Here is a 7,888-nt window from a genome sequence, read left to right as displayed (position 1 = left end):
ATTTTATCATGGGATTGAAAAGTTTATGGAACAAAGTAGTTAACAACGTAGGCGGGTTCAATGACGACGATTACGAAAATGATGACGACTATGTAGATGAAGAAGATGAAGTGGAAGAAGCACAGCCGGCTCGTCGTACCGTCGCAGCGCCTCGCCGTTCTTCCTTAGGCAGTGCCCAGTCCGATCGGCCGATGAAGATGATGATTGTCGAACCGGAAACTTTTGATGACTCTCAAAATATTGCCGATTATTTACGTGAACGCAAGCCGGTTGTCATTAATTTCGAGAATACGGCGGCAGATGTTTCCAAACGGGTTGTTGATTTCATTAGCGGTGCAACCTATGCATTGGACGGGAATATCCAAAAAGTCGGCAAGGATATCTTCCTGTGTGTGCCCAGCAATGTAGCTGTCGACCATGGTAAACGTGATTACGGTGATTTCACGGCGCAACTTACGTCGTGGCAAACGGGCGGAGAAGAAACACAACAACCGCCTCGCGTATAAACGGAGTTTTGGGTGAAAAACAGAGATAATATTATTCGCTATTACAAGGGAACGGATAACGGCGAGTTTGCCGCCCGCCTAATCGACTTGGCGGACAGCACCAATAAGGGGCGACCTTATGCAGTTAGCGAATTCGCTTCGCCCGGTGCTGTACAAATCGGGGAGACGGTCAAGGCTCATGCCACAGGCTTGGAACTTCGTATCAACGGCGGTTATGAAGGTGCGGAGCGAGTAAAGCTGGCCTTTGTGCGTCAAGACTATGACGGTCCTGTGGACTTCGGTATTACGGCTTGCCGCCTGACATGGGATGTACGGTATCGACTGTTGGGACACCGCGACGTATTGGGCTCTTTAACGGGTCTCGGTATTGATCGGAGTCGTTTCGGCGATATTATTATGCATGAAGATGGGGCCGTTATTTTAGCTGACTCGACCTTGTATGATTATTTGCGGCAAAACCTGGAAAAAATAGCCATGGTGACCGTAACGGTAACGGAGATTCCTTTATCTGATATACCGCCTCGAAAAGAGAAGGTCAAGGAAGTAAAGACCACTGTAGCTTCTCTGCGATTGGATGCTATTGTCTCGTCCGGTTTCGGTATATCGCGTACAAAAGCGGCTGAGGCTATTAAAGGCGAGCGCGTACAGGTCAATTGGCAGCCTGCTAAGGGACCGGCACAGGAAGTCGGTGCCGGAACGGTTATTTCTTTACGCGGCAAAGGGCGTATGGAAGTGGCGGAGATTACAGGAACGTCAAGAAAGGGACGCACAGGCGTATTGCTTAAACGGTTTATATAAAGAAACGGATCAGAGGAGGAATTGTACTATGCTGACACCTATGGATATTCATAATAAAGAGTTTAAAAAGGGCTTTCGCGGATATGCTGAAGAAGACGTAGATAATTTTATGGAAACTCTTGCAACAGATTATGAAAAAGTTTATCGTGAATACAGCGAACTGAAGGAACGATGCGAATCGTTGCAGGATAAGTTGACTCAATATGAAAAAATGGAAGCGACGATGAACAGCACTTTGATGTTGGCCCAGGAAACGGCGGAAAATGTCAAGGTACAGGCTCGTAAAGAGGCAGAGCTCATTTTACAGGAAGCGGAAAACAAGAAAAAGCAAATGGTAGACGAAACGTCTATTAACATGCAGGCGACGCAGCAGGAAGTAGACAGCCTGAAAGCTCAGATGAATGCTTTCCGTGCTAAATGTAGAGCTATCTTGACAAGCCAGTTGCGCCTTTTGGACGATATGGTTATTGACGGCTCTTCTGAAGAGGGTGTTGCGGAAACGCCGGAAACCGTGGAATCGGAAGAAAATTAAGCTTTGAATGACATGATATGCTCTCTATGTGACTGTATTGAATGCAGTTGCCGGAGAGTATATTTTTTATCTCACAGGAGACAAAAATGAAAAAAGCCATTATGATGACCCTATTGGCAGTAGGAGCGATTACTTCGTCAGTATGGGCTTATAATCCGTATGCTCCCAATCCGTTTGATGATGTCGAGAAAAAATCGCAAGCCTATATATATGTTAAAGAACTGACAGAGGCAGGATTGACCGGAGTCGGACGGGATAGAGTAAGTCCGACTTACCCTCTTACCCATTACGAAATGATAAAAATGGTGGAGACGGCCCTTACAAATAAGGATAAGGCGACGCCTGAGCAGGTTGAGAAAATAGATGCATTAAGCAAAGAGTTTGGTGACGAACTATCGGCTGATGTGAGAACTTCACATGGAGACAAAAGCGAAGGAAAGCCTTTCGAGTGGAAGTCGGCGGAAAAGAATTATGAATAAGCCCGAACTGATAGCCGTTGATTTGGACGATACATTGTTGCGTGATGACGGGACCATATCGGAACGGACGCTGAATGACCTGAGGCACTTGGCAAAAGAGAATATTGTTACCGTTATTGCTACAGGCAGAATGTATGCTACGGCCAAACCTTATGCGGATTTGCTTGCACTTCCCGACATACCGTTGATCTTATTTTCAGGAGCCTTGATTCAGAAAATATCCGGTGAAAAATTGTATGAAAAAACCTTGTCTCCCGAGCTTACGGCACAGATTAATAAGGCGGCCTTTAGACACGGATGGACGGCACAGACCTATATTGATGACACTTTATATGTCAGAGAAAAAAACTCGTTCGTAGAATCCTATGAACGTCATACGGGTATATGCGCTGTAGAAACGGGAACTATTGATAAAATTCCTCGACAAGGGGCTGACAAGATACTCATACACGGACGAGCCGATGAGTTGCCGGCTGTAAAAGCGTACTTGAGTAAGGTGACCGGGCAGGAAGCGGAACTGTTGTTTTCACGCCCTGAATATTTGGAAATTATGGCTGCGGGAACCTCTAAGGGAAGAGCTCTGGAAGCCGTGTGTGATTACTATAAAATTGATGTGAGCCGAGCTATGGCATTCGGTAACGGACAAAATGATACGGAAATGTTAAAAAAAGCGGGCTTTTCCGTAGCTGTCGCCAATAGTGCGTATGAAGTGAAAAAAGTAGCAGACTTTGTGACAGAAAGCAATAATGAAGACGGCGTCGCCGTTGCCTTGGAACGATTTGTTTTGTAACAAGAGGGGAGAACTTGTATGGGACAGTTTCATTTAATCATTCTTACAGGTATGTCCGGCTCGGGAAAGAGCCATGCACTACAAATTTTGGAAACTATGGGGTATTTTTGTATCGACAATATTCCGCCGGCACTGATTCCTGAATTTGCTTCGATTTGCGCTAAAAGCGGCGGAGATCGGGTTCGGCATGTAGCTGTCAGTGCCGATATAGGGGATGACGCTTATCTGGGCGGTCTGGAAAAGGCCGTAAAAGATATGAGAGACCGAGGGATTTCCTGTGAAGTTGTCTTTATGGAAGCTTCGGAACGAACCTTGATCAGTCGTTATAAGGAAATGCGCAGAGTTCATCCCTTTGCCGTTCAAGGGCGAATCAGTAAAGGCATTGAGGTGGAAAGAGAACGTTTTGCTCAACTGAGAAGACATGCCGATGTTATCCTCGATACGACGGGGCTGACCATGAAGGAATTACGGGAAGTTTTTCGAAAAAAATATACGTTACGGAAGAAGGATGAAAAACTGTCAGTGACGGTAGTATCCTTCGGCTTTAAATACGGAATTCCCATTGATGCCGATATTGTAGAAGATGTACGCTTTTTGCCCAATCCTTTTTATGTGGAAGAACTACGTCACTCTACAGGGCGAGTTCCGGCAGTTCGCGATTATGTGGAAGCGTCGGATGTAACGAGCGTATTCAAAGAAAAATGGTTTTCTTTTATCGATTTTCTTTTACCTCACTATAAAGCTGAGGGAAAGGGCCAGTTGGTGATTGCAGTCGGTTGTACCGGCGGATTGCATCGCAGTGTAGCGATGGCGGAAGCCATGTATAAGCATTTGCGTGAACAACAGGTGCCGGTGACGATTGAACACCGCGATATGGATAAAAATGAAGTAAAATGCGATGCCCCCGGATATGAAGGGGACGAACGATAGGAGAGACTTCTTATGAAACTTTTCAGATGGTTACGTCCCGGTGTTCATGTCAAACGATGGCTATTTCTTTTTGGTATCGGAATGATGATTACCAGCTTCGGTTTGATTCTTACCTTCAACTATGAATGGATCGGGGCTTTGGAAGAATGGACTTTTCGCATGCTGTATGAAGTGACAGGTCATTACAACTATACGGTGTTGGCCTCGTCCGGTATAGTCATACTTCTTGCAGGTATATTGATCATGGGGTGGACTACTCGCCGGTTGGTTCGCAATATGTTATCCATTGTCATGCCCGGTGAATCGGGCAATTTCAGTAACCTGATTTTAGAAAACCTTAAGCTGTCCAAGGGACCGAAGGTTGTCGTTATCGGCGGCGGTACGGGCTTATCCGTTCTACTACGCGGCTTGAAAAGTAAGACTTATAATTTAACGGCTGTTGTTACGGTTGCTGATGACGGCGGCTCATCCGGTCGTATTCGGCAGGACTTGGATATGATAGCTCCCGGAGACTTACGTAACTGCTTGGTGGCTATGGCCGATAAGGAAGGGCTGATGGAAAAACTTTTTGACCATCGCTTCGGCGGATCCGGTAACTTATCGGGACATAGCTTCGGCAATCTTTTTATTGCTGCACTTATTGAAGTATTGGGCGATGCCGAAGGAGCCATGGATGCGACCAGTAAGATTTTGAAAATACGAGGTAATGTCATTCCTTCGTCAGCGGAAACGATTCTGCTTAATGCGGAAATGACAGACGGCACTGTTGTACAAGGTGAGTCGCAGATTCCCTTGGTGAAGGGGAAAATAAAGCGGGTCTTTACGACGCCGGCAGAACCGAAAGCCGTAACATCCGCTATTCAGGCTATCCGCAAAGCGGATGCTATCGTTCTTGGCCCCGGCAGCTTGTATACTAGTATTATGCCGAACTTGCTTATTCCTGATATTGCAGCGGCAATCAGAGAGAGCGAGGCAAAGAAAATTTATATTTGTAATGTAATGACTCAGCCCGGTGAAACGGATGGCTATAGTGTGTCCGACCATGTGGCGGCGATTAATCGTCATGCAGGAGCGGAGATTATAGATTTTGTACTGGCCAATAACGGGGCTGTCGAACCGGCTGTATTGCAGCACTATGCAGAGGCGGGGCAACAATCTGTGCGCATTGACAAAAAAGAAACGGGGAAAGAAGGCGCAACGGTCATTTTAGCGGACCTCGTCAGTAAGGAAACGGGTTCTACTCATGATCCCCAAAAATTAGCGACTGTTCTCTTCGATTTAATCAATGCCTTGCGCAGTGACTTATCTCCTCAACTTTTAAATTATTATTTGAAACGATATAATCGTAAGCACTAGGAGGCATTATGTCCTTTGCGGAAGATGTGAAAAATGAAATCGCTCATTACGAGACGACGGACGAAAGGGTTCGGCGAGCCGAGTTGGCTGCTTTGTTATGTATCGGCGGTACTGTATTACACGGTACCGCCGATTGTATGGCAGGATTGGAATTCAGCACTGCCAATAATGCCGTAGCCCGTCGAGCTCTTTCAGGGTGGCGACTGATTTCACGGGTTCCGCCGGAAGTCAGCGTGCGTCGAGGTTTGAAACTACGCAAAAAGAATTATTATGTTTTGCGTTTATCGCCGACAGTTGAAACGACGTCGGCTTTGGAAAAATTAGCTGTATGGCCCGAAGACCTGGATTTTTCCAAGCTGGGATTAAAAAAAAGTGAATACGGTCGAGCCTTTCTTCGCGGTGCGTTTATGGGAGGCGGTTCGGTTAACAAGCCTAACGGCGATTACCATTTGGAGCTCATGACGGAACATGAAAGGTTAGCCGCATTTTTATTGAAGTTAATGCATCGCTTTAAATTGCCGGCTAAGATGACGGATCGCAAGGGCGAGTTTTTGGTCTACATAAAAGAAGGAAACGGAGTATCTGACTTTTTACAATATATAGGTGCCGACAGAGCTTACTTGGAGTTTGAAAGTGTAAGAGTCCTTAAAGAGATGCGCAATAATGTGAATAGAGTGGTTAATTGTGAAACGGCCAATTTGCAAAAGACCGTTGATGCGGCAATAGGACAGATTCGTGATATTGAGCGATTGCAAGTTTCGGGGAGATATGGTGAACTATCGCCTAAATTGCGAGAGACCGCCGAGATACGGTTGGAAAATCCGGAGGCGACACTCGGTGAATTGGCTGAGATGTCAGGCATATCCAAGTCGGGGCTTTCACATCGTTTCAGTAAAATTCGACAATTAGCCGAAAAAGCGGAAAGGTAGGAAAAAATATGAAGTTTGGTAAGAAACATTTCTTGCAATGTACGGTGGCGGCCTTTGCCGTCTTAGCCGGATTTACCGTATACGGTGCCGATGTACGAACGCCGGCTGTGGCCGATAAGATAGTACGGTTACCTATGAAACAGATGGCCTTGGGGATTCCGAAGGATACGGGAAATTTGTTGTTTTCCGACAGCCCCGAGTATGTAACCCGTGACGGCATGCTGTATAGTGACATGGTACGAGGTGATAGTCGTATGTACTTTTACCATGTTAATCAGACAAGTGAGAATAAAAAAATACTTGTTGTCGCATCCAATTCGGAAGATAAGCCTGTCGATATTTATGTACGGGGGTCGTGGTACAGTCATCCCAGTGAAGACTATTACGGCGTAGGCAGGGAACTATCGGAAATTTACTATAAGGATAAACAAAAAGAATATAAGATTACGGTTCAGCCGCGGAGCACGGCCCTTCTTGATGAACGCTTGAATGATGTTGTTGTGTACCCCGACCAATTATTTTCAGGGATTGTCGATTTTCGAGTAGACGGAGCAGCACAGGTCTCTTCCGTTATGATGCCTTCGTATGAAGATCCTCATGAGTTTATGAAACGCGCCTTTTTATTGTCCAGTGATGATGTGAAATTACGTGGCCGGTTTAAGGGTAAGGACCGGGCTCTGAAAACCTTGGTTCCTTATACTCCGAAGGACGGTATTTCATATATTCTCTTAGCTGACGGACAGAGTGACCCGTTTTTAAAAGGGCCGGATATACTTGACAATCGCCCGTCTGAAAATTTCGGTAATTACGGTGTTGACTACACGGTAACTGTAGATACAAAGGGAAAAGGGCCTGTGCATTTGTACTTTAATCCCATTGGCGGAGAATATTCGGGCGTTGTTGAAGTGACGAGAAAACACGGCGGTGAATCATCGACGGAAACGGTAGGCTTGCCTCGAACGGGACATAGCATGGGGTTCGGCAATGCTTACGCCATAGAATATGTAACGACATTTAAGAGCGGAGATGTCGTTAACATACATTTCATGCCGCCCGGTGCGGCGAACCTGCCCGTTCGGTATATTTTGGTACCCGATGAGGTTGCGAAAACTGTTGTCAAAGACGTGATCGATGAGGAAAATCGTTTGAAAGCGCTGATTGACTCGGCTGTGAAAGCGGATCGATCGGATGATCAGGCCGCTGAAAATCGTGATGTCGAAGCAAGTGACCATTCTACGCCGACTGTCCATCTTTTGGACGTAGAAGAAACAAAATAGTGTATAATGCCTGAAACAGGCATAGAAAAACACCGATGCCTTGCCGGATGTATCCGGCAGACATCGGTGTTTGCTTTCTGTGAAAGATAATTATTCTTTCGGTTCCGTTCCGAACCATTTTTTATACAACTTAGCATAAGTTCCGTCAGCTTTTAAGTCTTGGAGAGCCTTATTAATTTGTTGTGTCAAATCAGTTTTGTCTTTGGCAGTTGCCATAGCGACGCCGCGAGAAAGAATGGGTTCGCCGGCCAGCTTTAACTTAGCGTTGCCGCCCTGCTGTAAGTAGTAGAG

Annotated in this window: 10 protein-coding genes; 9 read left to right on the top strand and 1 reads right to left on the bottom strand. The window is 46.0% G+C overall.

Features of this window, described 5'->3' with window-relative positions; genetic code table 11:
• From PGX78_RS04585 to PGX78_RS04545, 9 genes are all read left to right on the top strand, one after another.
• Positions 1-506: cell division protein SepF (locus PGX78_RS04585; RefSeq protein WP_442864794.1), on the top strand; the 506-nt coding region annotated here is incomplete at its 5' end.
• 12 nt (positions 507-518) lie between these two features.
• A complete protein-coding gene (locus PGX78_RS04580) occupies positions 519-1,304 on the top strand; it encodes a YlmH family RNA-binding protein (protein ID WP_270445581.1) in 786 nt (261 codons plus the stop codon).
• A 28-nt stretch (positions 1,305-1,332) separates the two neighbouring features.
• The gene (locus PGX78_RS04575) at positions 1,333-1,836 is read left to right on the top strand and encodes a DivIVA domain-containing protein (protein WP_270445580.1); all 504 of its coding nucleotides are present in this window, start codon (positions 1,333-1,335) and stop codon (positions 1,834-1,836) included.
• A gap of 86 nt (positions 1,837-1,922) precedes the next feature.
• Positions 1,923-2,315, top strand: a complete 393-nt coding sequence (locus PGX78_RS04570) for a hypothetical protein (protein ID WP_270445579.1) — start codon at positions 1,923-1,925, stop codon at positions 2,313-2,315.
• Positions 2,308-3,105, top strand: a complete 798-nt coding sequence (locus PGX78_RS04565; protein WP_270445577.1) for an HAD family hydrolase — start codon at positions 2,308-2,310, stop codon at positions 3,103-3,105. Before PGX78_RS04570 ends, PGX78_RS04565 begins: the two co-directional genes overlap by 8 nt.
• Before the next feature lie 18 nt (positions 3,106-3,123).
• Complete coding sequence (rapZ, locus tag PGX78_RS04560; protein ID WP_270445576.1) at positions 3,124-4,035, top strand: RNase adapter RapZ; 912 nt, start codon at positions 3,124-3,126, stop codon at positions 4,033-4,035.
• Between the two features lie 12 nt (positions 4,036-4,047).
• Entirely contained in the window at positions 4,048-5,391 is a 1,344-nt protein-coding gene (locus PGX78_RS04555; RefSeq protein ID WP_270445575.1) for a gluconeogenesis factor YvcK family protein, read from the top strand.
• 8 nt (positions 5,392-5,399) lie between these two features.
• Positions 5,400-6,320: a DNA-binding protein WhiA gene (gene whiA, locus PGX78_RS04550; protein WP_270445574.1), complete on the top strand. Its 921-nt coding sequence runs from the start codon at positions 5,400-5,402 to the stop codon at positions 6,318-6,320.
• An 8-nt stretch (positions 6,321-6,328) separates the two neighbouring features.
• Positions 6,329-7,597 (top strand): hypothetical protein, encoded by a 1,269-nt coding sequence (locus PGX78_RS04545; RefSeq protein ID WP_270445573.1) that lies wholly within the window; start codon positions 6,329-6,331, stop codon positions 7,595-7,597.
• 90 nt (positions 7,598-7,687) lie between these two features.
• Here the strand turns inward: PGX78_RS04545 and PGX78_RS04540 are convergent.
• A partial coding sequence (locus tag PGX78_RS04540) for a transporter substrate-binding domain-containing protein (protein WP_270445572.1) occupies positions 7,688-7,888 on the bottom strand: 201 nt, incomplete at its 5' end.

This window comes from Megasphaera sp. AF13-6AC (assembly GCF_027685385.1).
Classification (GTDB): domain Bacteria; phylum Bacillota; class Negativicutes; order Veillonellales; family Megasphaeraceae; genus Megasphaera; species Megasphaera micronuciformis.
The sequence above is the reverse complement of the archived record's forward strand: the minus strand, read 5'-3'. Positions and strand labels throughout refer to the sequence as shown.